Consider the following 26,382-nt stretch of genomic DNA (forward strand, 5'->3'; position numbering starts at 1 on the left):
TTCAGCTTGAAGCGCTTTTTTGTGGGTTAACCAGCGGTTTAAAAAACGGAGATTAGTTTTTACTACCCGAAATCCAGATATTCCCCGTTCCGTACGTGGTCGGTTTATCGCTGGCTTCGATCACCAGTTTGCCCCCTCCGGTCAGTTCCTCGTGCGTGAGCCAGAGTCGCTGTAGATCTTTGCCGTTCAGGGTCACCCGCTGGATGTATCGCCGTTGACTGGAAAAATTAGGTACGCTGATTTCCAGATTTTTCGAGGGAAGCCGAATGGTAATTTTCCTGAATAAAGGAACGTTCAGGTAATAGATGGGTTCGCCCACCAGCGGCTGCTGAATGCCCAGTGCCGTCAGCACAAACCAGCCCGACATGGCTCCGGCGTCGTCATCCATCGTGCGTACCAGGGCTTTGGGTTCGTTCTTGTAAATGCGGTCGATGTGGGCTCCAATCCCGCGACTGTTATCATTAAAGTAATACTGCACGACCGTATCAACGGCCAGTTGCTGCACAAGCTGCTGGTACTTCCAGGGTTTGTCACTGGCGTAGTACAGCGTCGGCGACTGCAAATCGGGTTCGTTGGCCCGGTTGAAATACTGATTATCAAAAAAGTCGTCGAGTTGCTCCGTAAAGGCCTTCCGGCCGCCCGCCAACTGCACCAGACCCGTAACATCAAAGGGTACCGACCAGCGGTACTGCCGGATGGTACCCTGGTACATACTGCGAGCCGACATGCGGTCCACGTCGGACTTACTCAGGTCTTTGAATTCCTTCTCCCACAAGGAGCGATACGCCTGGGATTTACGCAGGAAATGCTCGGACAGGGGTTTCTCGTGCAGGCCCTCGAAGAGTTTTCCCATCGTCCACAGATCGTAGGACGCTTCCAGGAATTTATCCGGCTTGCTAAAATCAAAACGGGCCGTATCCGCCAGCAGGGCCTGCCGGATAGCGGGTACATCCAGCGTATACCCTTTCCGGACGGCATCCAGCAGGACCACCGCCGCGTGCTCGGTACGCACGGAGTTGGCGGGTTCGGTCGGCCCCGCAAAATCGTATTTGCCGTAGCGGTAGAGGTTGGCAATGGAATGCGTAATGTCCTGATACAGGCCGGGATACAGCAGAGCCAGCAGGGGTAGCTGCGTTTTGTAGTTATCCCAGATGGCCCAACCGTGGTACCGGGGGCTGGTGGCTTCGTGAATTTTTCCATCCGTTCCCCGAAAACGGCCATCAGTTTCCGAAATCCGGAAGGGCGACTGCATGGTTCGGTATAGTAACGAGTAGAAAAGCGAGGTGCGATCTTTGGGGCCTTCCACCTGAACAATACCCAGCAGGTCGTTCCAGGCGGCAGTGGATTTTTGGAAAAGGGACGCGTACGTCTGCGTAGCTCCCTGCTGTAGGCGTTGCTCAGCGGAGGCCTGATCGACCGCCGAAAAGGCAATCCGTACCGGAACCTGACGCGTCGCGGGCGACAGATGAGCGACCAGAATGTGGTTGGATTCCTCCGTCCAGGTAGCAGTAGTACCCAGGTCCAGGGCGTAATAGATCGTATACGTGCCTGCGTGACAGGTCGTTTTCGCCTGAATCCATCCTGACACCCGCGATCCGTTCAGGGTATGCTGTTCGCCGACGAAGGCCCGGTTAAAGGTATGCTCCAGATCGAGCCGAAAGCCTTTAGCACCTTCGGGAAAGGTGTATTCGGACTGGCCCTCATTCTGTAGAACGGTCGCTTTCATACGTATGCCGTTCGTAAACGAGATCGCGTACTGACCGGGTTGGGCGGTATCGGAAACCTTGCGGAGCGGCTTGCCATCGTCCTGCGTCCCCAGAAAGGGTTTCAGTAACAGCAGTCCACCGCTGCCCTGACAGCCCACGCCTTCAAAGCGATTGTGCGTAAAACCGAGCACGTCCTTCGCCAGATACTCGTAGCCCGTGTGCGTACCGGGTACCGTAAGCGGCAGAATACTCAGCTGACTAAAGGGAGAGGTCGCCGCCGGGGATAGCTGTCCATGATCGCCGGAAGACCCCAGAAACACATTCACCTGATTACTTTGGGCAAAAGCCACCGCGTGCCACACGGAGCACCACACCAACAGGAAACACTTCAGGCTGAGCCTGTAATACTTCATTCGAAAAGGAAAAAGAGACATACGTACGCGAAAAAATGCTGATCAATGGTATAAGATCCTGGTCAGGCAGAAGCGTATTGATTAGGTAAGTGAAGAAGGACTATATTGGTCCAATTTCCGTTTTTACTACGTGCAACGTAGTTTGAGGGTGTAAAAAACGGGATTGGGGGTCGTTTTACAAAACTTTTGGTGTGACGAAAGTATGAAGATTGAAAAACAAAAAAGCCCGCTTCAGCTGAAGCAGGCTTTGAGTGGTCGCGTAGGGATTCGAACCCCAAACCTTCTGATCCGTAGTCAGATGCTCTATCCAATTGAGCTACGCAACCGTCCTTTGATCGTTTGATACTGGGTATCTTTCCGATCGGGAATGCAAAAGTAGTGACTTCAAGAGGCTTTGTCAAGCTTTCCCCGCAGCCTTTTTTTAAATAATTTATTTTTTGCTGAGTTTCAGGGCGTTGGTGTAATGGTCAATAATACGTTTGCTCCGCAGGTACCGACCTACGTTGAACGCATCGTAATTCGTCGCCGTCGGGTCCACGCTACTGACCATGACGTAGTTCGAAGCGTGAATGAACTGGTTTTCGCCCAGCCACATCGCCACGTGTACCACCTTCTCCGTGCCGTCCTCGTTGTGTTTCCCAAAGAAGAGCAAATCACCGGGCCGCAGCTTCGCCCAGTCTTTTTCCGCATCTACTAATAAGCCCGAATGTACCTGCTGGGAAGCATCGCGGGGCAGTTGTACGCCATTCAAAAAATACACCGTCTTCGTAAAACCACTGCAATCGACGCCTTTAAACGACGTACCACCCCAGAGGTAGGGTAGTCCCATGAGTTTTTTGGACGTATTCACCAGCGAAATTTCCGAAATCCGTACCGAAGCCAGCCAGTCGGCGTAAAAACGGGCGTCCGTCTTTTTGATGTACGCTTTTCGGCCATCCGGGTACGCCACTTCGTAAAAGGAACCTTTCTCGCCTTGGTACGCCAGCAAATCGCCAGCGACGATATCCGATACCGTCTGGCTGTCCGTATTCGGCTCACTGTACGTAAAACCGTAGGGCGTTAAATACAAGAGCTTGCGGGTCTTCTCCCAGGCTTCGGCCTCGGCTTTCGTAACCAGCTGGATGGAGCCATGATCGACCCAGGAAATGTACTGATCGGGCGTCTGGACGCGGTACCAGCCGTTTTCCTGTTCGTAGACGTTCAAAGGTGTGCCCAGCAGGGCCTGCGTCGCCAGTTCGGCGGCATGTTTGGGAGTGGAACGAATGTTACACACCGATACGCGAACGATGGCCTGCGTTTTCTCACCCAGTTCAGCGGAGGGCAGTACCTGAATGTCGTCGTGTACCGAAGTACCCGCGGCTTTCAGTTCAGCGAGCAGGGCCTGATGGGCTTCCGGACTGCTGGTCTTACCCTTTACATGCCCGTCTTCGGTCGCTTCTACCTGAAAAATGACGGTTCGTTTATCGGGGGCATACTGCTGCTGGACTTTGGCAATAATCTCGTTCATCGGGGTATGCTGAGCCATCGCGGACCATGCGGTCAGGCAAAGACCCAGGGTTAGGATTTTCTTCATCAGTTCAGGAAAGATAAGAAGGACGGCATCGCCTACGCAAGGCCAACGATGTTAAGCTTCCGTCTGTTCACTCGCTACACTGGCCCTGACTTCGTACGCTCGACAGGCCGCCGCGATACGGCTAATATCCGAAGGCTCGTGCAGGGGCGTAATGACCAGCCGCGTAATGGCGGGATCATTAGGGCCGGGGTAGGGGAAACAGGCCGTTAGAATCCCTGCTTCGCGTAGATACTCGTGCAGGCCGGGCTGCTTCGTGGTAAAGGCCGGATACGCCGGAAGCCAGTGAAAAAGGCGTATAGAGGGCCCCAGTTCTTCAACAAACTGATCCACCCGCTGGCTAAGCAACTGATGGGCTTCATCGTACAGTTCCAGCGATTGCGTAAATGCCCAGAGGTTGGCCGGATTTGCCGGACTGGCTCCACTAAACATCGGAAAGTGACGGATTGCCTCCATCACCTCCACGGGTCCGGCCAGTACGCCCGCTGGGACGCTCAGGGCTTTATTCAGAGAAGCGACGTATAACAGTCGTACGTTCGCGGGTGCGGACAATTGCGAATAAATCCCCCGGCCCTGAGAAAACACCCCCAGGCCGTGCGAATCATCGACCACGACCGTAATCCGGGCTTCGGTAGGCAAGTGATTCATCCAGTCGAAGGGAACCAGCCGGGTATGCGGCGAACCCACGGAATCGGTCACAATCACCACTTCCGGGGCCTGCGACTGTCGAATGCGTTCGGGCAACTCAGCAAACCAGGTTTCGTACGATTCCGTGGCGGGAAGGAAATCATCCGCCCAAAGAGCCGGATGCACATTGGGTGCGTATAAAACCAGCACGCCCGGCTGCGAGAAGGTTAGCCACTTCATGAGCACCTGTCCCGCCATCATGCCCGACGATACGGTCAGGGTCGCCGGAGCACCCATCCATTGAGCGAGTACGCGTTCGGCCTCCTCATAAATCGTCAGGCGAAGCGTATTGTTCCGGGAACTGCCCCAGTTGATGCCCACCCGACGGATGCCCTCCAGTACCCGCTCAATAAAGACCGGATTTCGGCTCATGCCCAGGTACGATGTGCCGCTGCACCAGAGGTATTCCCGCTGGTCGAGTACGACGGTTCGTCCCGGAAGTTCGTCCGTATAAAACATAAACGTTGCGTTTAAATCCCACGAATGCTTGCTCTGAAACCGTGTTAGCGATTCAATAAGCGGGCTCCCGTACCATTTTCTTCGGCGTAAATCACCTTGCCGTACTCAATCGATACACCCGTGGACAAATCGTCGTCGACGAGCAGAATACCGTCCATATCCACGTAATCCAGCAAAGGCAACAACTGGGCAATGGCCGAGCAGCCAATGTTCGATTCGGTCATGCAACCGACCATCACTTTCAGGCCCAGTTGACGGGCGTGGGCAATCATGCGGCGGGCGGGCGTCAGGCCTCCACACTTCATCAGTTTGATGTTGATGCCGTGAAAAAAGCCGTAACAACGGGCCACGTCGGCTTCTACAATACAGCTTTCGTCGGCAATCAGCGGCAGGGCTGATTCTTCAAATACCCGTTTCATGCCTTCCCAGTTGGTGGCTTTCATGGGCTGTTCGATGAATTCAACACCCAGCTCTTTCAACGCCCGCGAATTTTGAAGGGTTTCTTCCACATCCCAGGCCGTATTGGCATCCACCCGAAATACCGCGTCCGTGTGCTTCCGTAGTTCCTGAATGATCGCAATATCTTCCTTGGTCCCCAGCTTGACTTTGTAGAGCGGAAAGGGCATTTCCTTCATCTTCTCCACCATCTTTTCCAGGGTATCCATACCGATGGTATAGTCGGTGATGGGATTATGGGAGGGGTCCAGCCCCCAGACCTCGTACAGTTTTTTGCCCGCTTTCTTCGCGTATAAATCGTTATAGGCCACATCCAGTGCACACAGGGCAAAGGGATGGTCATTACGCAAATGCGGCTCGATGAAGTCGAAGAATTCTTCGGGTGTACCTCCGGCGTAGTTTTCGATGAGGGTACGTACGGCTTCCAGCTGGGCCTTCATGCCTTCGATGTAAACGCCGTAATAGGTGGTTTCAGTAGCCTCGCCGTAGCCGGAAAACTCGCCGTCCTGAAGTTCAACAATGAGCGTAGGCTGCTCGTTTCGGGATTCGTGGGTAATCGTGAACGTGTGCCGGAGCCGCAACGTATGAGTGTGAAGAAGCAGTTTCAATGGAATAGAAGGATAAAAGACGAATAGAAATAAGCAGTAGTTAGACCCTAAACGTAAGCTTTGGTTTAAGGCATTAATTGCATTAACCAAGGAACAAAATTGTGCAATTTTATTGAAAGGGCAGGTATTATTTGGTATTTACTTGATTTGTGCGATGCTTTCTTTGGAAGTTTCAAAAGGCATTGAAACCGGACTTCTGAGAATCAGAATCATTCCCGTATTTTTGTGAAAATCAAACGTGTCATTCCTTCCCTCCGCCATCATTAATCATTGAACTCGTGAAAACCATCGAAAGTCCGATTCCCGTTCAAAACCGAAAAGCTGAAAAACAATTTCATTTCTGGCAGTCTGTGGTCGCCCTTTGCACGTACGCTTTGTTGCTGGTATGCCTGCTGGGGCGTCTGGGAAGCTACTTCTTTTTCTTCGAGTTGTTCAGCCACTTTTCCGCCCAATGCCTGGCCATTGCCGGATTCCTGTTCGTCTACTGGATTCTTTTTCGGAACCGACTGTACGCGGTGGCTTTATTCAGTGTACTGCTGAATGCCTGGCTGGTACTGCCCTGGGTGACGAGTAAAACTCCGGCGGCGGAGCCGGCCGATCTGCGAATCATGCATACCAATGTACTCTTTACGAATCGGGAGTACGACGCTATCCTGGAAAGCATTCGCCGCGAAAACGCTGACCTTATACTCATTGCCGAGCTACGCCACCCTTGTTCCAGAAATTTCGGCAGGAACTGCACCGCGAGTATCCGTACGGCTATCTGGTGTATTCGAAAACGCATTGTTACGTGGCCATTGGCAGCCGAACCCCCCTGCGGGTCAACCACGCCGCGGTAACTGCCAATCGAATGCTACACGTGCATACTACCGTAAAAGGACGGGAAATTGCCCTGATTTCAGTACATCCGAAGACGCCCCTGAATCCTACCTGGTTTGAAAGCCGGAACGAACGCCTGCAATACGCCTTCGATCAGGCGGCGAAGGAATCCGTGCCGACCATTCTGGCGGGCGATTTTAACGTTAGTGTGTTCTCGCCCGTGTATCGTTCGCTGGTGGCATCTTCGGGGATGCAGGCGTCCCGCAAGGGTTTTGGTATCAGTCCAACGTATCGCAATGGCTACGGCCCCCTGATGATTCCCATCGACCACGTGCTGACCAACAAAGGCTTCCGAACGGTAGGTTTCCGTACCCTGGATATGAAGGAGTCCGATCACAAAGCCATCGTAGCGGATCTGAAATTCCAGTAAGCTCCATCCAAAAAGAAAAGCCCCAATGCAGGGGCTTTTTCCGTAATAGAGCAGATAGGAAGCGTTGAAAAACCAATATTATTGAACCGGTGTAAAGCGGGCCTGAATGAGACTGTAGTACAGCGTCGTCAGGCCTTCGTAACCGGAATCCGTACCAACAACAAGAAACAGTTCACCTTTGGCGTTGGATGTAGCCTGAAATGGTTTCGTACTGTTACGCTCAATAAGCTTGTACGTAGGCGTGCTTAGCCCCGTGGCAATGTCTCCCAGAATAATCATGTCCTTTCCTTCATTGGCCTGATTGCCTTTATCCAGATTGAAGACATACTGGGTTCCTTCGAGCTTCGTCACGGGCTCAGTACCCGTTGCTCCGGCTTTCAGATAGACCGAATGAGCGGGCGAACCGCCTACGCCTACACTGCCTTCGGCGGCATCAGAAGCCAGTTTAACGAAAAATTCCACGTTGTACTTCGTGTTGGGAGCAAAGTTGGGAAGGCGTTGGTAAATGTACATGAACATATCGTCGCTACGGTTGTACGCCGAAAGCATGAAGCCCGATTCGTTCGTGTTCAGGGGAGCGGGTAATTTTCGGGCACCCGACCGTATTTGAATGGAACTGGTGTCGGTTTCCGTAGAGTATTCGGCAAAACCGGCCTTCCAGTCCTGACTTACGCCCTGCGTAAAATCCGTCGTCATTAATAAAAAAGGAGTTGAACTCTCTTTGCTGCAACTCATGATTCCGGCGGCCAGGAACCACACGCATAGCCATTTCGTCAGTTTCATGGAATAGTCGTTAGTTAAAATAAATACGTAATCTCGCACTGATGCAGTGGCAGACGGGAAGGTCTGAAAAAGCTTTCTACGTTTGATGACCCGGTTTTAAAAGGCCGGGTTGGAAAAGGGCTGAAAATATCGGGAGCAGAAAAGAAGGGTAAGTTGATTGTTAAAAGGTAACTAATTGTAGGTCAGAGCTATTTGACAACGAATAAAGTTTTTGATTTTTTTTAAAAACTTTATTCGTTACTTGGCTTGAAGCCGATGCATGATTTCGTAGCACGCCCGACTGTTGTGATAGGGACACTTCCAGGCGTTGATTTTATCGGCTTTCAACGAAGGATGATGAGCAGCATCGGTTTTCTCGTACCATTCGCCGTTTTTCGTATCGAGTAAATGCGTTTTGATGAACTCCCAGCTTGTGCGGGCTTTTTCGAGAAAATGTTGCTTCCCCGACAACTGATAAGCATTGTAATAACCCACCAGTTGCTCGCTCAGCACCCACCAGCTCCGGTCTTCGTTTTTGTGCCCGGTCTGGGGGTTGTACTCGTAGGTGAGGGCTCCGTCGGTGTTGAGGCCTTCCAGCGTTGCCGTCGCCATTTTTAAACTCAGCTCTTTCGTCTTCGCCAGTAAGGCTTTGTCATGCAATACTTCAGCGGTTTCGTAGAGTAGCCAGGAAGCTTCAATATCATGCCCGTAGGATACTTCCGAAGAGCGTACCTGCCAGTCTTCCGTAAAGAACAACCGCATGTGGTACGTCGTGGGGTCGATGATGTGCTGCATGAAATCATTTTCCAGCATCGAACGGACGTGTTTCTGTACGCTCGCATCGGGCCAGATCCGATACAGATTGGTAAAAGGCTCGATCAGGTGCAAATGCGTATTCATGGACTTGCGGAGTTCACCTTTACTTAAAATGTACTCGTCCGTATTGGACCAATCCTGATGGAACGCCTCAATGAAGCCACCGTTTTTAGAATCATAAGCCCGGTCAACCAGCGTACGAAATAATTGCTGAGCGGCCGTTAAGGCCTCGGCCTGCTTCGTAGCCCGGTAGTACTCACTCAGGCCGTACAAGGCGAAACCCTGTCCGTACAGTTGCTTGGTAGTGACACGCGGCGTACCATCGGCCTGGACCGACCAGTACACCCCGCCGTGTTTCGGGTCCAGGAAGTATTGCTGGATATACGCGAAGGCCCGGTCGGCTAAAGTACGATAGGTCGGATTTTTGGTAACCCGGTATGCATTCGAAAAAGACCAGAGAATCCGGGCGTTGAGTACAATGCTTTTATCCGCCGCCGGATCGGGTTGATTCTGAGCATCCACGCGACCATAAAACCCGCCCCGGGGATCGACGTCGTGCGTTTCCCAATACTGAAAGATTCGCCGGAACTCTTGTTGAACTTCCTGAAGCATAGCGGGTAGCGTGAGCATAGGTTTAGCGATTTTGAAGCAGTACTTTCTTTCCTGGGTCAAGCAGACGAATAGCGGGACGGTTCAGATACGAGCGGGCACTGTTTGCCTTTTCTATTTCTGACGTATAGTGTTAATTGTTCAAAAAACGCCATACCTGTAAACCTATTCCTAGCTTAATAAAAAAGGGGGTTTACCCGTAGAGCAAAATACGAATCAAATCAATCCAGGCGGAGGTTTTACCGAAACGCCAGATACGGAAATACTTCATTCGCCTGAAACTCCGAGCGATCGGCGGGTAATTCCAGAAAACCCGTACAATCCAGCAAATTCGCGAAATCGCCGGAACCCGAGCCTTTGAGCGGTAGGGCCATGAGTCGGCCATCTTCAGCAAAACTAACGGCCACGGGTACGAAGTACGTGAGATTAGGTTTAAATACGAGATTTTCCGCCAGTACGGCTTTGGCAGCAACCGCCGACTCGTGGAGGAGGTAGGGGCGAACGTACCGTAAAAAGCACACAAACGTCGATACGGGGTTTCCGGGCAGGGCAAATACCACATGCTGCGTACCCCGTGTGCCAAACCACAGCGGTTTCCCTGGTCGCTGGGCCACCTGATGAAAATGCTTCTGTACGCCCAGTTTTTCCAGCGTAGCGGGGATGAAATCTTTTTTACCCGCCGATACACCCCCCGTCAGAATCAGGATCTCAAAACGATTCAGAATATCCTGAATGTTCGATTCCAGGGATTCTGGAAGGTCGGGTAGGTGAAACAACTGGCTCGAAAACCCAATTTGCTGCAAAGCCGCCGCCAGCTGATAGCCGCTCGACCGTCGAATCTGGTGGGGCAGGGGCGTCTGATTGACTTCCACTAATTCATCACCCGTAGAAATCAGAGCTACCTTGGGACGTTTTTCAACCATTACCTGCGTTTTTCCCACGGAAGCCAGGATACCAATCTCGGATGATCCCAGGCGTGTACCCGTCGGAATGAGCACTTCATCCGTTACACGGTCACTGCCTTTGGTGTGAATGTTCTGTCCGGGCGTAGCCGGATTTTGCAGGGCCGCGAAGCGTTTATCTCCGTAATTGGAAAAGACAAGATCTTCGTAACGAACCACCGTATTGGTTCCTTCGGGTAATACCGCCCCGGTCATCACTTCGATAGCCGAAGCCCGGGAGACGAGGTGTTTGGCCGCCTCGCCCGCGTATTGCGTGGCTTCAATCCGGAATAAACCCTCCGGAATGGGAGCTTCCAGATATAAAGCAATGCCATCCATGGTTACCCGGTCAAAAGGCGGGAAATCACGGTCGGCCGTAATGGCTTCCGCCAGCACGCGTCCGCCGGCTTCGTGGAGCCAGACCGATTCAGTACCCCAGTGGATCGTCTGGGAAAAAACAGTAGTAAAAGCTTCGTGTACGGAAAGCATAAGAGCAGCAGCGAACAAATGAAACTCAAAGATGGGAGAGGATGTCTATTCAATCAATGCTTCGGTCGGCGAATGCTTTGTAAATATTAATTTTCTTGGTTCTCTTTGTGGAATTGTGATCGTCGGGAAACCGCTCTGGCCCCATCTGATAAGGATAGCGTAGTGAACCGGCTCCAGTCACACATGCAAAACCAAGTTTATGAGAAAACAGTCCTTCTTAATCCCCCTGATCACTTTACTGGTTTCGGTGGTATCGCTGGCTCAGCCCAGTACCGAGCCGTATGGCCCCCAGGCCCTGACCATCCTGGATGCCCGCAAGTTTCACTGGTCGCCCGATGGAAATGCGTACTGGCAGTTTCAGAGTGGCGAGCTCGTACAGGTTGACGTAAAAACGGGTACGAAAACGACGCTCATTAAAAAAGAGCAGCTCATTCCGCAGGGAGCTACGCAACCCATTCGCGTCCTGGCGTTTGATTACCTGCCTACCCTCAAAAAAGCCGTTCTCTATACCAATGCCAAACGTGTATGGCGGTACCCCACCCGGGGCGATTATTACGTGCTGGATCTGGCCAGTAATTCCCTGAAAAAGCTCGGAGCGTCGCGGCCCGAAAGCTCGCTGATGTTTGCCAAGCTTTCGCCCAACGGGACGCAGGCGGCCTACGTTTCCGGTCATAACCTGTACGTAGAAGACCTGAGTACGGGAACGGCCAAAGCCCTGACTACCGACGGTACGGATCGTTTGATCAATGGTACTTTCGATTGGGTGTATGAAGAAGAACTCGACTGCCGCGATGGCTTCCGCTGGTCGCCCGATGGCAAATACATCGCGTTCTGGACGGTGGATGCCCGTAAGATCCGGAACTTCCTGATGATCAACAATACGGATTCAACGTACTCCTTTAACGTTCCCGTTGAATACCCGAAAGCAGGCGAGAAACCGTCTCCAACGTTTGTGAAAACGGTAGAAGTGGCCACCGGAAAAATTACACCGATTCAAATTCCCGGTGAGCCGGACAACAACCTGCTGCCCCGCATGGAATGGATTCCGGGAAGTCAGGAACTGCTCATTCAGCAGTTGAACCGTCGTCAACAGGTTAGCACGCTCTACGTAGCCAATGGAACGACGGGAACGGCGAAGGCCATCAACACCGAAAAGGACGCCGCCTGGGTAGACGTTCGTAGTAACTGGGCCGAAAGCGAAGTGACCAACTGGTACTGGCTGGCCGGTAACAAGGAATTCCTGTACCTGAGCGAAAAAGGGGGCTGGCGTCAATTGTACCGCGTTACGAAAGAGGGCAAGGAAACGCTCGTTTCGGCAGAACCATACGACATTATTAAAATCTATACGGTGGATGAGAAAAACGGTTGGGTATACTTCTCCGCTTCCCCCACCAACGCGACGCAACAGTATCTGTACCGCCTGAAACTCAACGGCAAAGGGAAAGCTGAACGTCTGACTCCGGCCACGTACGCGGGCACGAACGACTACGAAATTTCTCCCAACGGTTTGTGGGCTCAGCACGATTTCTCCTCGGCCAATACGCAGCCGATGCAGAGCTTCATCAGTCTGCCGTCGCATAAAGCCGCGGATGGCAAAAGTCTGCCGGAACTGAAACCCGGTCGGATGAAAGTTGAATTCTTCCAGGTAAAAACCTCCGAAGGAACCGTAATGGACGGCTGGATGGTGAAACCGACCAATTTTGATTCGACCAAACGGTATCCGGTGGTGTTTTATGTGTACGGCGAACCCGCTTCGGCCACGGTAACCGATCAGTTTGGCGTCGGGTATAACCGTCTATTCCAGGGTAGTATGGCCGATAAAGGGTACATCTACATTTCACTGGATAACCGGGGTACGCCCGCTCCGAAGGGTCGGGAGTGGCGGAAAGCCATTTACCGGAACAACGGCATTATCAACGCCAAAGACCAGGCTCTGGCCACGCAGGAAATCATCAAATGGCCCTTCGTCGATAAAGACCGGATCGCCATCTGGGGCTGGAGTGGGGGTGGGATGTCCACCCTGAATGCCCTGATGCAGTACCCTGACGTATATCAGACCGGTATCGCCATCGCGGCCATTTCGAACCTGCATTTGTACGACAACATTTACGAGGAACGCTACATGGGTATTCCGGCAGAAGCCGAGGCCGACTATCTGAAAGGTTCACCGATCAGTCACGTGAAAAATCTGAAGGGTAACCTGCTCTACATTCACGGTACGGGCGACGATAACGTCCATTACCAGAATGCGGAGGTACTGATCAACGAACTGATCAAGGCCGGTAAATTGTTCAGTCTGATGATTTATCCGAACCGGACGCACAGTATTTCCGAAGGTCAGGGAACGTCTCAGCACTTGTCTAAAACCTATACGGACTTTTTACTGAAAAACTGCCCTCCGGGTGCCCGATAATCCGTAAAAAAAGTACATTTGAACGCGTATCCGGGAGCGACTCCCGGATACGCGTTTTTTTATCGACTTTTGAAAACACACTTATGAGCTTCACTCATCTTGACGAACAGGCCAATCCAACCATGGTAGACGTGGGCGATAAAGCCGTAACGCGGCGTACGGCTACGGCCCGTAGTGTGGTGCGTCTGCCCGAGGCCGTACGGGCGGCTTTGCAGGATGGCGACATTCGTACCAAGAAAGGTCCCGTTTTCCATACGGCTGTAATTGCCGGAACGATGGGGGCCAAAAAACGTCAGAGCTGATTCCATTCTGTCATCCCCTGGGGCTCGATTCCTGTAAATTTCAGATCGAAGTCATTGAAGATCGGGTGCAGATTGACTGTACCTGTGCCCTGGAAGCGAAAACGGGCGTAGAAATGGAAGCACTCACCGGAGCCACCATTGCGGCTCTGACGGTGTATGACATGTGTAAGGCTCTTTCGCACGAGATCGTCATTGAGGAAACCCGTTTGCTGAAAAAAACCGGAGGTAAATCCGATTTTCAGGGAAAATAATACGCACCTATGGCTTTACTTCCCGATACCGAGGTGACGCCACCGCTCTGGGGACTGGTACTGGGTGGCGGACAAAGTACCCGCATGGGTACGGATAAAGCCTGGCTTCAGTACAGTGACCAGCCGCAGTGGAAACGAAGTTATGAACTTCTGCAACGGTACTGCGAATGCGTATACGTATCCGTAAATCCGGAACAGCAACGGCCATCCGTCCAAAATTGTCAGGTTGATTTCTGCCAAAAGGGCCCCATGGGCGGATTACTTACAGCCTTCGGAACCAATTCCTCCGTGGCCTGGTTGATCTTAGCAGTGGATATGCCACTCGTTCAGCACGTTACGCTTGAATCGTTAGTTCAAAATCGTAAGCCCGCAAGCCTGGCAACCGCTTTTTCCGGGGCTGATGCGTTACCGGAACCCCTGGTAACGATTTACGAACCCAGGAGTTTTTCGCTGATTCGCTTATTATTTGAAAAAAATCATTTAAGCTTGCGGAAATTTTTAACAACTTCCGACGTTACACTTCTGTGTCCCCCGCAGCCCTCAGAGTTAATTAGCGTTGATACCCCCGAAGCCTACCGGTATTGGAAAGAGCAGCTGGCGTCTTCGTCGTGCTAAGGCTTACAATCCCGTTCAGTTCGAATGGAACCGTTTCAGGAATTTTTAAATAAAGTACTTCCAGGTAATCACTGGTTCAATTTTTTTGGTTTTATTGGTACTCTGCTAGTCGGTACCTTCCTGCGTCGCCCCATTGGACGATTACTCAGCCAGGTACTTTTCGCCGTCGTTCGCAAGGTCTCCCGGGAAAACGAAGTAAGTGTACAGGAGTTTGTCGCACTATTACGCCGTCCGCTGGAATACGTTTTTTTACTGGTCATGGTGTATTTTGCTTTCGACCTGATCCGTATTCCCATCCACTGGGGTTTAGCTCACAAAACCGAGTTTGGCATTCGACTCATCCTTTACCGGATTTATAAAAGTTTGCTTATCCTGGCCCTGACGTGGGCTGTGATTCGTTTCGTTAAGTTTCTGGCTGTCGTATTCAAACGAAGGGCCGAACGGACCGAAACCAGAGTAGACGATCAGTTAGTACCTTTTCTGAAGGACATTCTGATTGTGCTGGTGGTGGTAATTTCCGGATTAATCATCACAGGCAAGATTTTTAATATTGATGTTGCGACACTGATTGCAGGGTTGGGTATTGGAGGTATCGCGGTCGCTCTGGCTGCCCGCGAAACGCTCGAAAACCTGATCGCTTCCTTTACCATCTTTGCCGATGGATCCTTTGTCGTTGGCGATTCCATTCAGATTAGCCAGACGATGGGCGACGTCGAAAAAATCGGGTTTCGCAGTACACGTATACGCACGGTAGACGGGAGTATGATGACCGTTCCCAATCGCTTGATTGTTTCTCAAATGTTGGAAAACCAGAGTCAGCGGGAGTTCAGACGAGCGAAGTACACCATTCGTCTGGATTTAAAAACGTCTGCGGCGACTTTAAAGCAAGTGATTGATCAGATTCAGGACGCTATTGATGCCCATGAATTTACCAAAAGCAAGCCCGGAAGCGTTCGTTTCGATACCTTCGGCGATCAGTCATTTGACGTATTGATCATTTATCACGTAGAAACCAGCGATTTCCGGACGTTTAATCGCGTGAAGGAAGAGCTGAATTTTAAAATTATGCAGATTGTCGAAGCAAACGACGTTCGCTTTGCCAGTCCAATCAGCACCGTAAATCTTAAAAATGATTTTCAAACCCAGTCCGTCAGTGATAATTCGCTGTCCTAAAAAAGTTTACATAGAGATATTGACAAATTGCTGAAGAACATTTTACCTTTGCAATTCATTCACCCCAGCGACGCATCCCAGAAGCCGGTACCATCCTCTTCCCCGACAGTAGTAGCTTTTACCCTCCTGTGAATGAATTCTAAAGAACTCAACGCATTTATCAATTTCGCCTGACTATCCTGTTTCATTCTATTCCGGCACGGCCGTGATTGATACGTAATTTTCATGTATACATCAGAAGAGCTGAGTTTGCGGCTGCTGTCCGAATTGAGAGCAATCGCAAGGGAGTTGAGTATATCCAATCCAACCCAACTGTCCAAATCCGAACTCATTACCAAAATTTTAGAGCGGCAGGCTTCCCAAGAGAAGCCGGCCAGTCCTACCCCTATGCCAGCAGCATCCGATAAACCACGGGCTCGTCGTACACGAAAAACGGCCCAAGAGCCCGCTGCACCTTCCGTTTCCGAAACGGAATCTTCAAGTTCAGAAGTTCAGGAAGAAGTTCAAGAAAGCCCTGCTGCAGCGACTCCCGCGTCTCAGCCCGAGCCTGCTTCGGTTGAAGCATCTACTACTGCCCAGAATGAAGCCGAAAACCGCCATAAACGGGCACGTATCCGGCGGGGCAGTGTTTCTGAAGAGGTACCCGTTGCTATTCCTGTTTCGGCTGCTCCAGTAGCTCCGGAAAACGAAGAGCAGGACGCTAGTTTTGAACCCGTAGATGAAATGGAAATCCCCGCCGAATTGGCGAATGATTTCTCATTGGATGAAGCGTATCAGTCCACGATGGAAGTGATGCCTTCGGAAAGTGAATCGGCCCCGGCAGTTAATCCGGTAAGCCCTGACCCGAATCGTCCCAATACCCGTGAGCCCCGTGAAGGTCGTACTGACGAAAGTGGTCAGCCTTTGCAGCCTAACCCGCGTTCGCAGCAATTGCAGCAGCAGGTGAAGCGAAACTATAACCAGCACATTCGGGAGTTTGATGGCCTGATTGAAAACGAAGGCGTACTCGAAATCATGTCCGATGGTGGATACGGTTTCCTGCGGTCGGCGGATTACAATTACCTGGCTTCCCCCGATGATATTTACGTGTCTCCTTCCCAAATCAAGCTGTTCGGCCTGAAAACGGGGGATACCGTACGTGGAGCCATCCGTCCGCCGAAAGAAGGAGAAAAGTATTTTGCCCTGTTACGGGTTGAGTCCGTAAACGGAAAAACGACGGAGGAAATTCGGGATCGGATTCCATTCGAATACCTGACGCCGCTGTTCCCGACGGAAAAACTGAACCTATTTACTTCGGGCCGCGAAAATTCTACCCGTATTCTCGATTTGTTCGCTCCGATTGGAAAAGGACAACGGGGGATGATCGTTGCTCAGCCTAAAACGGGTAAAACGGTATTATTGAAAGAAATTGCCAACGCCATTGCCCGTAACCACCCGGAAGTGTTCCTGATCATTCTGCTGATTGACGAACGTCCCGAGGAGGTAACTGATATGCAGCGTAGTGTGAAGGCGGAAGTGATTTCTTCTACCTTCGACGAACAGGCGGACCGTCACGTAAAAGTATCCAGCATGGTCCTGGAAAAAGCCAAGCGAATGGTCGAATGCGGTCACGATGTCGTAATTCTGCTGGATTCCATTACGCGTCTGGCCCGTGCGTATAACACCGTGGTACCCTCTTCCGGTAAGATTCTCTCGGGTGGGGTAGATGCCAACGCCTTACACAAACCCAAACGCTTCTTCGGAGCGGCCCGTAACGTGGAAAACGGTGGTTCGCTGACGATCATCGCTACGGCCCTGATCGAAACCGGAAGCCGGATGGATGAGGTAATCTTTGAAGAATTCAAAGGTACGGGTAACATGGAACTCCAGCTGGACCGGAAACTGTCCAACCGTCGGATGTTCCCTGCCATCGACGTACCAGCTTCGGGTACACGTCGCGAAGACCTGCTCATGGATCCCGAAACGCTCAAGCGTGTCTGGATTTTGCGGAAGTATATGTCCGACATGAACTCGGTGGAATCGATGGAGTTCCTGCTCGAAAAAATGAGAGGTACCCGTTCGAACGAAGAGTTCCTGTTGTCAATGAATCGCTAAGATTTGACCTTACGATAAGCGTATATGAAAAGCCTCGCCTACGGGTGAGGCTTTTTTTATAACTTTTTCCGTTAAATACGGTTGCTTTTTAAGTGATTCTGCCAAATGCCTGGATAAAGCGAGGCAGGATTGGAATCGAAAGTAAATTTGCATTTATCATTCAATTCTTGTTGCTTTCGATTAGGCTTCTGTCTTTTTTCGCTGCTCCGAATCGTGAATGACTCCCACATCCTGAAGCTTAGTCTAAGAAAACAAGTTTATGTTTATCGGTACATTTATTAGCTAACCTTCTGTATGTCAATCGCCAAAACCCTGACATGGCTGGTACTCATCGGCTGGATAGCCGGAGGGACCTACTGGCACGTCTGTCAGATTAAACAATTGTGTGATGGAAACCCCAAACCCCTTACGAAAACGGAATCGTCGGAAGCCTTCATCAGTCCTGCCCTGGATATTCAGGACGGCTCTCATTTCCACGTTACTTCCGAAAACAACCTGAGTTTTGGCCGGTCAAACGGACGAGTCGTGACTGGAGCCGTCGAGCCTCAATTACAGGCACTGGCGGGTTACTTAAAGGAGAATTCTAAGAAAACGCTGACCGTTACGGGCTTTTATTCATCCATTGAGGAAAACAATACTTCGTTTCCTACGCTGGGACAAGCCCGGGCGGATGCCATCCGTCAGTACTTCGTGAAGGCTGGGGTCTCACCAAATCAGTTGCGGATCGATGCTAAACAACTGGATATGGCCTTTAGTCCAGCTGACTCCATTTACGGAGCTGGGTTTGCATTTGCGGGTACTAACGAACTTCCTAATACAGTTGCTGAAACCAGCGTAGCCGAGCCGGCAGTATCTGAACCCGCCGTTGTTGAATCGACTGAACCTGCTCCCGTATTACGAGCACCGAAGGGACAAAACGAAGAAGAGCTGGCCGCTGCTGCGACGTACGATGGGATTTTCAAACCCATGGATTTGTATTTCCCGCTTAGTAGTAACCAGTTTATTCGGACAAAAGACAACGATAAATTTTTTGAGGAAGCGAAGAAATACCTCAGACAACATCCAAATAAACGCTTGACGCTGATTGGTCATACCGACAGCGAAGGGCCCGACGATCATAACCTGCGTTTATCAAAAAGTAGGGCGGAAGCGGTAAAGAAACAATTCATCCGGAAAGGCATGAAAAGCGAACAGCTGGTAACCGATGGAAAGGGCGAAACGCAACCCATTGCCGATAATGCCCTGCCTGCGGGCAGAAAAGCCAACCGTCGGGTTACGATCGTTGTTCAGGAACAAAAAAGGTAAGCACTAGCCATTTTGGCAGGTCGACTTATCCTTCAAATCACTGCAATTATGTATGAACATTTTAATCCCTTACAACTGGAAAGTGCGTGGCTTCAACACTTGCTTTTTCTGCTGGGGGCGGGTATCCTGGGGTACCTGATTGGATTTCTGAAAAGTAAGAATACACTCCATCATCTCGAAGCGGAAATTCGCCAGATTGAGTTTGACCTGGATCAGTGTCATAAAGGGCTGTACGTACCCAAGCCAACGGTTCGAACCGCCGGCCCGCTGCCCGAACCCATTGTGGCTCCCCCCGCGGAAGAAGCCGTACAACCATTTGCTGTCGTACCGCACGAAGAAGATGACCTCAAAAAAATTGAAGGAATCGGCCCGAAGATTGAAAAGCTCCTGCACGAGGCCGGCATCAAAACGTTTGCTCAGCTAGCCGTAGCCGAACCCTCGCATGTAATGTCCATTCTGCGGGCGGCGGGTTCCCGGTTTCAGATTCAGGATCCCAATACCTGGCCCCGTCAGGCTCGCCTGGCTCAGGAAGGCAAGTGGGATGAACTTCGGGCCTGGCAACAGGAATTGCAAAAGGGGAAAGAATAAAGAGAGCTTCATCCTTCGACATCAACTATGTTACTCCTACAATCATTAAGTCAGAATATTCCCATTGCCGTACTCGAAGCGGTCGCGTTTATGAGTTTGGTGGCTGGTTTGGGCTGGTTACTGGGCCGCCGGGCCTTGCACGGCAAGATCGACACGATGCAAATGCAAATCGCTACCAAACGGGTAGAATTGGAGCACTGTCGCGAGTCAAAGACGAATCCGCCCAAGCCGAAACCACCCGTTCCCATTGTCGTGGAAGAACCGCCGTTGATGGAAATTCCGATGGACATAACGCCGATTGAAGGTATTCCAGGAATTACAACCGGAACCGCCGCTCCGATCTTGTACGAAGAACCGGATGATCTGAAAGTCATTGAAGGCATCGGTCCCAAAATCGAGCAGCTGTTAAATAATGAAGGTATTTCCAGCTTTACGCAGCTGGCCGCCGTTTCGCCCGAGCGAATTAAAGAAATCCTGAATGCCGCCGGTTCCCGATTCCAGATGCATGACCCGACGACCTGGCCTGATCAGGCTCGTCTGGCAACGCAGGGCCGCTGGGTAGAACTGAAAGAATGGCAGGACGAACTGCGAAAAGGCAGGTAAACGGTCCGGATTTTTAGTACACTGGCAAACGGATCCTACGAACTTTCGTTCGAAGCACCTAACGAATCACTACACATTTTCTATTCTATGATGACTGAAAGTAGCAAAACCTTTCTCTATCAATACCTGAATAACCCTTCTCCAACGGGCTTTGAAGCCGCCGGACAACGGATTTGGCTGGATTATCTTAAACCCTATATTGACGACTACATCGTCGATACGTATGGCACCGTAGTAGGGATCATTAACCCCGGCCAGCCGTACAAGGTGGTCATTGAAGCTCACTCGGATGAAATTTCCTGGTTTGTTAATTACATTTCCGACGACGGCTATATCTACGTTCGTCGGAATGGGGGTTCGGATGCCGTGATTGCTCCGTCCAAGCGTGTTCATATTCACACCAAAAAAGGAATCGTCAAAGGTATCTTCGGCTGGCCTGCCATTCACGTACGTGATCTGGCAAAGGACACTGCTCCCAAGGTAACGGACCTGACGATTGATTGCGGGGCTACCAAAAAAGAATTGGAGGAAAAAGGCGTTCACGTGGGTTGTGTCGTAACCTTCGAAGACGAGCTGACGGAACTCAACGATCGGTACTACGTAGGTCGGGCGTTGGATAACCGGATCGGCGGCTTCATGATTGCTGAAGTAGCCCGTATGCTGAAGGAGAATAACGTTTCCCTACCGTTTACGCTTTATGTAGTCAATGCTGTACAGGAGGAAATTGGTCTTCGGGGGGCTGAGATGATTGCCCGGCGTCTGAAAGCGGACGTGGCGATCTGTACCGACGTTACCCACGATACTACGTCACCCCGGTACGACAAGAAAGAACAGGGAGATTTGAAATGCGGAGGTGGTCCTGTGTTGTGCTACGGTCCGGCCGTACAGAATAATCTGCTGGATTTTCTGATCGGAGTAGCCGAAGAAAAGCAGATTGCGTTTCAGCGGCAGGCTGTCAGTCGTTCAACGGGAACCGACACAGATTCGTTTGCCTACGCCGCCGAAGGAACGGCTTCCGCCCTGATCTCTCTGCCCCTCAAATACATGCACACGACGGTAGAAACCGTGCACAAGCAGGACGTGGAGGAAGTCATTCGCCTGATGTACGAAACGCTTCTGAAACTGGAAGCCGGACAGGATTTTCGTTATCTGACTTAAGCGTAAAGAATAAAAAAATCGCTATTCCTATACCATCGAAAGAGTCGTAAGCCCAGGCCTGCGACTCTTTTCAATTGTAGGTACTTGGAGATTTTAAAATTGCAACCGGATGAACTTTGACGAAGGAATCCGAATTGTAGAATAGATTCCCCCTTCTATCTGTTTCTCCCATGAAAAAAGATTAGTAAATCGCTTTGTCAGTTACTTCATTCGAGGCTTACTGTTAATTGCTCCGTTATTCTTCACTGGCTATATTCTGTATCAATCCTTTTTATACCTCGACGGCCTGGTTCCAGTGGGAATCGGTACGGGTGAAAATCAGGTTCGACTTTGGGGAATGGGAATGCTCATCGTGCTGGCGATCGTCTTTCTTGTAGGTTTTCTGGGCTCTACGTTTGTCATCATTCCCGTATTTAATCTTTTCGAAGAGTTTATCAATCGTTTACCACTGGTACGAATTATTTATTCTTCCCTGAAAGATTTAACCTCTGCTTTCGTCGGCGATAAGAAAAAGTTTAACCAGCCCGTGCTCGTGAAGATGGATACGAATACGGAATTATACCGGCTGGGATTCTTAACCCAATCTGATCTTTCGGAGTGGGAACTGCCGGGCTCAGTAGCGGTCTATTTCCCGCAATCGTACGCCTTTTCGGGCCATTTATTCATCATGCCCAAAGAAAACGTAAAACCCGTAAAAGCTAACGCAACCGAAGTGATGAAATTTATTGTTTCCGGTGGCGTCTCGATTCATTAATCCTAACCAGCATTTAGGTGTCTGTGGAGCAAGCGAGGGATTGTATACCTTTGTTTGAAACCGCGGGGTAGGAAATACGTTTTGTTGATACCGTACGTTTCCTCCATACCTCCATCCGTAATTGAAACCATGAAACGGCTACTTTTTCTACTTATGTTGCTTGGGGCACCTGCTTTGTACGCCCAGCAACCTCCTTCGCCAACGGGCCGGGTACTAACGTCCCGCCAGACCATAAAATACATTGCCGTGGATTATCCGGGGGGGCGGAAGCGATTTTTTGCGGGCGATGAATTTGTCTTCAAGGCCAAAGGTCAGAGTCGTAAAATCCGTGACAACATTTTCGCAGTAACGGACTCCACGCTTGTCTTCGCCGATTTTAGCGAAATCACCAACCAGCAGGAATACACTGAATATCGACTGGAAGATATTCGGAAGGTGTACTTTATGAAAGGAAGTTCGCTGGCTACGCAGGCGGGGTATCTGCTGCCCGCGGCTGGTGCGTTATACTTCATCATGGATTTCTTTAGTCCGGTCTGGAATAAGGAATTCAAAGGAGCACCCCTGCGGGTAACGCCTTCGACGGCCGTTGTCAGTGGTGGCTTGATTGGGCTGGGTGCCTTGTGTTACAAGTCCACGCACAAAGCCATGAAAATTGGCAATCGACACCGCTTGAAAGTACTGCAGACGTTTTAAAAGACACAGCGAATAGGCGAGGGGCTACTTCCGGAAACCACTGGGAAGTAGCCCTTTATTTATACAGCGGCAACACAGTTTGCCAGAAAACAGGGACAAAACCAGCGAAAAAGAATAATTTTGGCCCTGCAATCACCGATCTATTTTTCTGTACCGTTTTGAAAAAGCTTCTCCTCCATAAGATCACTCAGCCTTTTCAGGCCCAAATTCAGCTACCGGCATCCAAGTCAGAGTCCAATCGTGCTCTAATTCTCAACGCTCTGGCGGGGGGAACAGGATCACTTAGTAACCTGTCAGAAGCTCGCGATACGCAAACCATGCAACGGCTGCTGCAACGCGACGAACCCATAGCCGATGTACTTGACGCGGGTACAACCATGCGTTTTCTGACGGCCTATTATGCAACGGCCAATCGTCAGAAAGTCATGACCGGCACCCCCCGGATGCAGGAACGGCCCATTGGTATTCTGGTAGAAGCCTTGCGTGAACTGGGAGCCCGCATCACGTATCAGAATAAAGAAGGGTATCCACCGCTTCAGCTGGAAGGTTTCTCGTACGCGGGTGCCAAAGACTTGACGATGCGGGGTGACGTGAGTAGTCAGTTTATATCAGCTATTCTGATGATTGCCCCTACTTTGCCGGAAGGGCTGACGCTGCATCTGACCGGACAGCTCGGGTCGATTCCGTACATCGAAATGACGATCCAGCAAATGCGGCAGTTTGGAGCGGATGTCACGGCTGATTGGGAAAACCGACAGATTCAGGTAGCCGCCCAGCCGTATCATTCCAGTGATTACGCCGTGGAATCGGATTGGTCCGCTGCCAGTTACTGGTATAGCCTTGTAGCCCTGGGGCCAGAAGGATCGGAAGCCGAGCTATTGGGGTTAAAAGAAAACTCACTGCAGGGAGACTCGGCCATCATCGCCATCATGGAACAGCTGGGGGTCAAAAGTACTTATACCGGAAGGGGTTTCCTGCTAACTCAGATTCCTGCCCAGCAGTCCTTTAGCTGGGATTTTACTCATTGCCCTGATCTGGCTCAAACTATTGCCGTGATTGCGGCAGTGAAGGGTATTCCGGCCGAATTTACGGGGATCGAAAGCCTTAAAGTGAAGGAAACGGATCGCGTACTGGCCATTCAGCAGGAATTACAGAAGTTCGATGCCAACCTGGTGGAAGAAGAAGCGAATACCCGATACCGAATTGTGACCAACGAACTGACCAGCTGGGATCGGCCGGGGACTTCCATTCATACGTATGAAGACCACCGGATGGCCATGGCTTTTGCCCCATTAGCCATGCGTACAAATCTGGAAATTGATGATGCTTCTGTAGTCGTAAAATCTTATCCCCACTTCTGGGAGGATTTGGGGAAAATCGTTACCATTTTATAACGATTAGTACTCAATTTATAGAAAATAAAATAGGAACTTGCAGCGAATCAATTGATCTGCTGCAAGTTCTTACTGTATTAGTTAGAACGGTCTGATTGTTTAACTATACATCTAATCTACATTTCTCAAGAGTATCCCCTAATTATTAGCTAGTGAAGCTCAATAATTAACTTTTTACGAAAAAACGTATAGTATAAGGTAGATCTACAGTTATAGAAGTGTGATACACGTATGAAATGTTTAAAAAATAAGTAGAAAGTCACTTTTTGAAAGCGGTTTAAATGTGTAAAATCTAAGAAAATTTCTTACTTTAGCCCCTAATTAAACCGCCGTTACATATTTCCTGAAAATTATGCTCTCTGAAACGATCACCCAGCCCTTATTGTCCTACATCCGGCGATATGTCGAGCTGTCTAATGAGGATGTGCAGTCTATTAACGGTGCGTACGAAACACGCACGTTTAAGAAAGGAGACTATTTTATTCACCAAGGAGATCACATCGATGAAGTCGCTTTTATCATCGAAGGTGTGATGCGGGTTTTTCGTACGGATAAAGGCAAAGAAGTTACCTTGTTTTTAAAGGATGAAAATTCGTTTGTAACGAGTGTAACAGGATACTCTGCTCATCGCCTGAGTCCCTACACCGTACAGGCCCTGGAGGATTCTACCTTGCTGGTCATGAACAGTGAACGTCGCAAGGCTCTTTTTGAAGAATCCCTGGCGTATCAACGTTTCTCCATGATGATGCTGGAGCGTACCATCCAGGATATGGAAGGACGTATTGATTCACAGATTGCTGACAATGCGGCCCGCCGTTACCTACGCCTGTTACAGGATCATCCCTCGCTGATTCAACGTGTTCCGCAGTACCATTTAGCCTCCTACCTGGGCGTTACCCCTGAGTCCCTGAGTCGTCTGCGTAAATATCTTTAATTAGAAAAGATTCGCATTTTGATCTTTTTTGATGGAAATTGGGGACATGAAATCTATGGATCATGTCCCCATTTCTATTCGTACTGAATTACTAGCCGGCGTCACCAGTTTTCTGGCCACAGCGTATATCGTGGTAGTAAATCCCTCCGTTTTATCCCTCGCCGGAATGCCCTTCTCGGGTGTATTAACCGCTACCGTGCTGGTTTGCTTCTTCTGTAGCCTGATGATGGGTCTGTATGCCAAAAGCCCTTATGTGGTGGCTCCAGGCATGGGTCTCAACGCGTTTTTTACGTTTACCGTCGTGCAGGGTATGAAAGTTCCCGTACCCACGGCTTTGGGTGCCGTATTCTGGTCGGGCGTCTTCTTCCTGATCATTTCGCTGTTTAACGTACGCGTCTTACTCATTAAAACAATCCCCAAGTCCTTGCGATACGGTATCGCGGCGGGCATTGGACTGTTCATTACCCTGATTGGATTCGGTAATGCGAAATTTGTGATTGCTAATCCGGCAACGATGATTAGCATCGGACCACTGACGCCCGCCGTCTGTACCTTTCTGATAGGTCTGTTTCTGACCGCGGTTCTTATTCAGAAGAAAGTACACGGAGCCCTGCTCTGGGGAATCGTACTGACCACATTACTTGCTTTGTTACCCGGTCGGCTGGATGACAGTCCGCGACTGGTCAACTGGCAGGGAGTAGTAGCCGCCCCGGATTTTAGCCTGCTGCTTCAGCTTGATCTGAAAGGTTCCCTGAGCTGGTCGCTGGCACCCGTCATCTTTGCCTTTGTATTTACCGATCTGTTCGACAGCCTGAGCACCTTTGTAGGCCTGGCGGAAGCCACGGGCCGGCTGGATGCCGACGGAGAGCCGCTGATGCTGAAAGAATCTTTACTCACTGATGCGGTATCGACTACGCTGGCGGGTCTGGTCGGTACGAGTCCCGGTACGGCTTATGTCGAGTCTGCGGTTGGTATTGAAGCCGGAGGACGTACCGGATTGACCGCCATTACGGCAGCGTTCTGTTTTCTGCCCTGTCTGTTTTTATCGCCCTTGTTGAGCATGGTACCTTCCGTGGCTACGGCCCCCTCGCTGGTGCTGGTGGGGGTGCTTATGATGAAAACGGTTACCCGAATTCCTTGGGACGAGTGGGAGGAAGCGGTACCCGCTTTTCTGGCCATGGTACTCATTCCCTTTAGCTATAGCATTACGCAAGGAATCATTTGGGGCTTTTTAAGTTATGCGGTGCTAAAAGCAGCCAGTGGTAAGTTTCGTGAATTACCTTTGGCGTTTTGGTGCATCATTGCTCTGTGCGTGGTCGCCTTGATCGTAGAATAAGCTC

At 50.6% G+C, this 26,382-nt stretch carries 22 protein-coding genes, 1 tRNA gene and 1 pseudogene; 16 read left to right on the forward strand and 8 right to left on the reverse strand.

Annotation, left to right across the window (positions count from 1 at the left end; translation table 11 throughout):
* Nucleotides 1-52: 52 nt before the first annotated feature.
* The 5 genes from BWI93_RS22185 to BWI93_RS22205 form a co-directional block, all read right to left on the reverse strand.
* The gene (locus tag BWI93_RS22185; protein WP_094815336.1) at nucleotides 53-2,140 is read right to left on the reverse strand and encodes a glycoside hydrolase domain-containing protein; all 2,088 of its coding nucleotides are present in this window, start codon (nucleotides 2,138-2,140) and stop codon (nucleotides 53-55) included.
* Between the two features lie 231 nt (nucleotides 2,141-2,371).
* Nucleotides 2,372-2,445, reverse strand: a tRNA-Arg gene (locus BWI93_RS22190).
* A gap of 104 nt (nucleotides 2,446-2,549) precedes the next feature.
* On the reverse strand, nucleotides 2,550-3,692 hold the full coding sequence (locus BWI93_RS22195) for a C40 family peptidase (RefSeq protein ID WP_094815338.1): 1,143 nt from the start codon (nucleotides 3,690-3,692) through the stop codon (nucleotides 2,550-2,552).
* Between the two features lie 51 nt (nucleotides 3,693-3,743).
* Nucleotides 3,744-4,835: an aminotransferase class I/II-fold pyridoxal phosphate-dependent enzyme gene (locus BWI93_RS22200; protein ID WP_094815340.1), complete on the reverse strand. Its 1,092-nt coding sequence runs from the start codon at nucleotides 4,833-4,835 to the stop codon at nucleotides 3,744-3,746.
* 44 nt (nucleotides 4,836-4,879) lie between these two features.
* Nucleotides 4,880-5,899, reverse strand: coding sequence for a dipeptide epimerase (locus tag BWI93_RS22205; RefSeq protein WP_094815342.1), 1,020 nt, complete (start codon nucleotides 5,897-5,899; stop codon nucleotides 4,880-4,882).
* Nucleotides 5,900-6,177: 278 nt separating this feature from the next.
* Here BWI93_RS22205 and BWI93_RS22210 point away from each other — a divergent pair, with 278 nt between their 5' ends.
* Both BWI93_RS22210 and BWI93_RS22215 read left to right on the forward strand, forming a co-directional pair.
* Nucleotides 6,178-6,738: a hypothetical protein gene (locus BWI93_RS22210; RefSeq protein ID WP_094815344.1), complete on the forward strand. Its 561-nt coding sequence runs from the start codon at nucleotides 6,178-6,180 to the stop codon at nucleotides 6,736-6,738.
* Nucleotides 6,690-7,148 carry an endonuclease/exonuclease/phosphatase family protein gene (locus BWI93_RS22215; protein WP_141217561.1) on the forward strand — a complete coding sequence of 153 codons (459 nt, stop codon included), beginning with the start codon at nucleotides 6,690-6,692 and terminating at the stop codon, nucleotides 7,146-7,148. Before BWI93_RS22210 ends, BWI93_RS22215 begins: the two co-directional genes overlap by 49 nt.
* 78 nt (nucleotides 7,149-7,226) lie before the next feature.
* Here BWI93_RS22215 and BWI93_RS22220 read toward each other — a convergent pair whose 3' ends face one another.
* From BWI93_RS22220 to BWI93_RS22230, 3 genes are all read right to left on the reverse strand, one after another.
* Nucleotides 7,227-7,931, reverse strand: coding sequence for a hypothetical protein (locus BWI93_RS22220; RefSeq protein WP_141217562.1), 705 nt, complete (start codon nucleotides 7,929-7,931; stop codon nucleotides 7,227-7,229).
* A 237-nt stretch (nucleotides 7,932-8,168) separates the two neighbouring features.
* Nucleotides 8,169-9,356 (reverse strand): AGE family epimerase/isomerase, encoded by a 1,188-nt coding sequence (locus BWI93_RS22225; RefSeq protein WP_255158009.1) that lies wholly within the window; start codon nucleotides 9,354-9,356, stop codon nucleotides 8,169-8,171.
* A 218-nt stretch (nucleotides 9,357-9,574) separates the two neighbouring features.
* A complete protein-coding gene (locus BWI93_RS22230) occupies nucleotides 9,575-10,765 on the reverse strand; it encodes a molybdopterin molybdotransferase MoeA (protein ID WP_094815352.1) in 1,191 nt (396 codons plus the stop codon).
* 199 nt (nucleotides 10,766-10,964) lie between these two features.
* On the opposite strand from BWI93_RS22230, the gene BWI93_RS22235 reads away from it, so the two are divergent.
* The 14 genes and pseudogenes from BWI93_RS22235 (at nucleotide 10,965) to BWI93_RS22300 (ending at nucleotide 26,378) form a co-directional block, all read left to right on the forward strand.
* Nucleotides 10,965-13,178 (forward strand): DPP IV N-terminal domain-containing protein, encoded by a 2,214-nt coding sequence (locus tag BWI93_RS22235; protein WP_094815354.1) that lies wholly within the window; start codon nucleotides 10,965-10,967, stop codon nucleotides 13,176-13,178.
* An 83-nt stretch (nucleotides 13,179-13,261) separates the two neighbouring features.
* Nucleotides 13,262-13,731 (forward strand): annotated as a pseudogene (moaC, locus tag BWI93_RS22240) (cyclic pyranopterin monophosphate synthase MoaC).
* A gap of 9 nt (nucleotides 13,732-13,740) precedes the next feature.
* Entirely contained in the window at nucleotides 13,741-14,346 is a 606-nt protein-coding gene (locus BWI93_RS22245) for an NTP transferase domain-containing protein (RefSeq protein ID WP_094815356.1), read from the forward strand.
* 24 nt (nucleotides 14,347-14,370) lie between these two features.
* Nucleotides 14,371-15,519, forward strand: coding sequence for a mechanosensitive ion channel family protein (locus BWI93_RS22250; protein ID WP_094815358.1), 1,149 nt, complete (start codon nucleotides 14,371-14,373; stop codon nucleotides 15,517-15,519).
* Between the two features lie 225 nt (nucleotides 15,520-15,744).
* Nucleotides 15,745-17,613, forward strand: a complete 1,869-nt coding sequence (rho, locus tag BWI93_RS22255; protein WP_094815360.1) for a transcription termination factor Rho — start codon at nucleotides 15,745-15,747, stop codon at nucleotides 17,611-17,613.
* 294 nt (nucleotides 17,614-17,907) lie between these two features.
* A complete protein-coding gene (locus BWI93_RS22260; protein WP_094815362.1) occupies nucleotides 17,908-18,918 on the forward strand; it encodes an OmpA family protein in 1,011 nt (336 codons plus the stop codon).
* Nucleotides 18,919-18,966: 48 nt separating this feature from the next.
* Nucleotides 18,967-19,506 carry a helix-hairpin-helix domain-containing protein gene (locus BWI93_RS22265; protein ID WP_094815364.1) on the forward strand — a complete coding sequence of 180 codons (540 nt, stop codon included), beginning with the start codon at nucleotides 18,967-18,969 and terminating at the stop codon, nucleotides 19,504-19,506.
* 27 nt (nucleotides 19,507-19,533) lie between these two features.
* Nucleotides 19,534-20,109 carry a hypothetical protein gene (locus BWI93_RS22270; protein WP_094815366.1) on the forward strand — a complete coding sequence of 192 codons (576 nt, stop codon included), beginning with the start codon at nucleotides 19,534-19,536 and terminating at the stop codon, nucleotides 20,107-20,109.
* A 90-nt stretch (nucleotides 20,110-20,199) separates the two neighbouring features.
* Complete coding sequence (locus BWI93_RS22275; RefSeq protein WP_094815462.1) at nucleotides 20,200-21,267, forward strand: M42 family metallopeptidase; 1,068 nt, start codon at nucleotides 20,200-20,202, stop codon at nucleotides 21,265-21,267.
* A gap of 295 nt (nucleotides 21,268-21,562) precedes the next feature.
* Nucleotides 21,563-22,021, forward strand: a complete 459-nt coding sequence (locus tag BWI93_RS22280; RefSeq protein ID WP_255158010.1) for a DUF502 domain-containing protein — start codon at nucleotides 21,563-21,565, stop codon at nucleotides 22,019-22,021.
* A 129-nt stretch (nucleotides 22,022-22,150) separates the two neighbouring features.
* On the forward strand, nucleotides 22,151-22,714 hold the full coding sequence (locus BWI93_RS22285; RefSeq protein WP_141217563.1) for a hypothetical protein: 564 nt from the start codon (nucleotides 22,151-22,153) through the stop codon (nucleotides 22,712-22,714).
* Between the two features lie 158 nt (nucleotides 22,715-22,872).
* Nucleotides 22,873-24,108, forward strand: a complete 1,236-nt coding sequence (locus BWI93_RS22290) for a 3-phosphoshikimate 1-carboxyvinyltransferase (RefSeq protein WP_094815372.1) — start codon at nucleotides 22,873-22,875, stop codon at nucleotides 24,106-24,108.
* Nucleotides 24,109-24,460: 352 nt separating this feature from the next.
* On the forward strand, nucleotides 24,461-25,042 hold the full coding sequence (locus BWI93_RS22295) for a Crp/Fnr family transcriptional regulator (RefSeq protein ID WP_094815374.1): 582 nt from the start codon (nucleotides 24,461-24,463) through the stop codon (nucleotides 25,040-25,042).
* 55 nt (nucleotides 25,043-25,097) lie between these two features.
* A complete protein-coding gene (locus tag BWI93_RS22300) occupies nucleotides 25,098-26,378 on the forward strand; it encodes an NCS2 family permease (RefSeq protein WP_233207770.1) in 1,281 nt (426 codons plus the stop codon).
* Nucleotides 26,379-26,382 lie beyond the last annotated feature (4 nt).

It is taken from the genome of Siphonobacter sp. BAB-5385 (assembly GCF_002261125.1).
Taxonomy (GTDB): domain Bacteria; phylum Bacteroidota; class Bacteroidia; order Cytophagales; family Spirosomataceae; genus Siphonobacter.

Bases quoted from the DNA above. Each gene is read 5' to 3' on its own strand.
- BWI93_RS22300 (WP_233207770.1), top strand. From the start codon at position 25,098: ATGGATCATGTCCCCATTTCTATTCGTACTGAATTACTAGCCGGCGTC.
- BWI93_RS22225 (WP_255158009.1), bottom strand. From the start codon at position 9,356: ATGCTCACGCTACCCGCTATGCTTCAGGAAGTTCAACAAGAGTTCCGG.
- BWI93_RS22285 (WP_141217563.1), top strand. From the start codon at position 22,151: ATGAAACGGCTACTTTTTCTACTTATGTTGCTTGGGGCACCTGCTTTG.
- BWI93_RS22245 (WP_094815356.1), top strand. From the start codon at position 13,741: ATGGCTTTACTTCCCGATACCGAGGTGACGCCACCGCTCTGGGGACTG.
- BWI93_RS22270 (WP_094815366.1), top strand. From the start codon at position 19,534: ATGTTACTCCTACAATCATTAAGTCAGAATATTCCCATTGCCGTACTC.
- BWI93_RS22195 (WP_094815338.1), bottom strand. From the start codon at position 3,692: ATGAAGAAAATCCTAACCCTGGGTCTTTGCCTGACCGCATGGTCCGCG.
- BWI93_RS22295 (WP_094815374.1), top strand. From the start codon at position 24,461: ATGCTCTCTGAAACGATCACCCAGCCCTTATTGTCCTACATCCGGCGA.
- BWI93_RS22235 (WP_094815354.1), top strand. From the start codon at position 10,965: ATGAGAAAACAGTCCTTCTTAATCCCCCTGATCACTTTACTGGTTTCG.
- BWI93_RS22250 (WP_094815358.1), top strand. From the start codon at position 14,371: ATGGAACCGTTTCAGGAATTTTTAAATAAAGTACTTCCAGGTAATCAC.
- BWI93_RS22185 (WP_094815336.1), bottom strand. From the start codon at position 2,140: ATGTCTCTTTTTCCTTTTCGAATGAAGTATTACAGGCTCAGCCTGAAG.
- rho (WP_094815360.1), top strand. From the start codon at position 15,745: ATGTATACATCAGAAGAGCTGAGTTTGCGGCTGCTGTCCGAATTGAGA.
- BWI93_RS22265 (WP_094815364.1), top strand. From the start codon at position 18,967: ATGTATGAACATTTTAATCCCTTACAACTGGAAAGTGCGTGGCTTCAA.
- BWI93_RS22260 (WP_094815362.1), top strand. From the start codon at position 17,908: ATGTCAATCGCCAAAACCCTGACATGGCTGGTACTCATCGGCTGGATA.
- BWI93_RS22275 (WP_094815462.1), top strand. From the start codon at position 20,200: ATGACTGAAAGTAGCAAAACCTTTCTCTATCAATACCTGAATAACCCT.
- BWI93_RS22200 (WP_094815340.1), bottom strand. From the start codon at position 4,835: ATGTTTTATACGGACGAACTTCCGGGACGAACCGTCGTACTCGACCAG.
- BWI93_RS22220 (WP_141217562.1), bottom strand. From the start codon at position 7,931: ATGAAACTGACGAAATGGCTATGCGTGTGGTTCCTGGCCGCCGGAATC.
- BWI93_RS22230 (WP_094815352.1), bottom strand. From the start codon at position 10,765: ATGCTTTCCGTACACGAAGCTTTTACTACTGTTTTTTCCCAGACGATC.